The sequence below is a fragment of the Amycolatopsis sp. NPDC004772 genome (assembly GCF_053601215.1).
The window spans coordinates 1-1,257 of the sequence record NZ_JBSGBK010000184.1; the positions used below are offsets into that span (position 1 = coordinate 1).

Below are 1,257 nucleotides of genomic sequence, written 5' to 3' on the forward strand. Positions count from 1 at the left end.
GCCGCGCCCGCCCCCCGCCGCCGCCCCCGCCCCCCCTGGGTTGGGCGTGGCCCCTCCCCCCCCTACGGGGGGGGGGGGCCCCCCCCCCCCCCCCCCCCACGCCACATTGGGGCGCATGAGCCGGGACGCCACAAACGGCTGATTTTCGGCCAAACGCGTCGCGAACGGCCCGTTCGCGACGCCCTGAGCTGGCTTTTCACCGGCGAGTGCGCTGATCCTTGGAAGCGTGAAGAGGGGAATCTGGGCACGGCACCCACTCGTTGCCGGCCACAAAGACAATCCGGCTGTCGTCCGCACCGCCGAACTCGAGGAGATCGGCATGAGACGCAGCAGCGTCTATCGCCGCTGCCTGCCCGGTGGTCCCTGGCGACGGCTGTTGCCGGGAATCATCTTGCTGCATCCGACCGAGCCGAACGACGAACAGCGCTTGCAAGCGGCACTCATCCGCGGCGGCGCCTCGGCGGTGCTCACCGGACTCTGGGCGTTGCGAAGACACGGGCTGCGGGAATTCCCGCAGCCCGACGATGTGCACATCCTCGTCCCGGACGAGCGCGAGATCACCAGTAGCGGCTTTGTCGTCGTCGAACGGACGGCCCGGCTGCCCGACTCGATCATGCGAGACGGACTACCTGTCGCGCCGGTGTACCGAGCCGCACTCGATGCGGTACGCCGCTTCCGGGACTTCGACACCGTGCAGGCACTGCTTGCGGAGGCCGTACAGCGCAGGCGTTGCACGCCGGAACAACTCGACAAGGAGCTCCGCCTCGGCAGCCAACGCGGTTCGGCGTTGGCCCGACGAGCCCTCCAGGCGATCCTCGGCGGCGCGGAATCGGTTGCCGAGGCCGAAGCCTGGGAGATCTGGAAACTCGCTGAGCTGCCACCGGCCGAATGGAACGTCCGGATCTTCGACGAGCGGGGTGATTTCATCGCCAAGCCGGACGCGTGGTGCGACGACATCGCGTTCGCCTGGGAGATCGACTCCCGCAAGTGGCACAGCGAGGGAACTGGCTACTCCGACACCCTGGCCCGGAACGCCCGGTACACCGCGGCCGGGATCACCTTCCTGCAGACGTTGCCGATCCACCTGCGGACCGAGCCGGACCGGGTGATCGCCGACCTGCGCTCGGCCTACGCGGCGGCACAACGGCGCCCTCGTCCACCAGTGAGCTGCCGCCATTAGCTCGCCACAAGCGCCCCAATGTGGCGTTGGTTGCGTCCAGCGCACCCAATGTGGCGTTCGGTGCGTCCAACGCACCG

1 protein-coding gene is annotated in these 1,257 nt (G+C 69.1%); it reads left to right on the top strand.

The annotated features are described in order from the left end of the window. The first annotated feature begins 226 nt into the window (after positions 1-226). Positions 227-1,180, top strand: a complete 954-nt coding sequence (locus tag ACWEF6_RS42895) for a hypothetical protein (RefSeq protein WP_449688192.1) — start codon at positions 227-229, stop codon at positions 1,178-1,180. Positions 1,181-1,257: the final 77 nt, after the last annotated feature.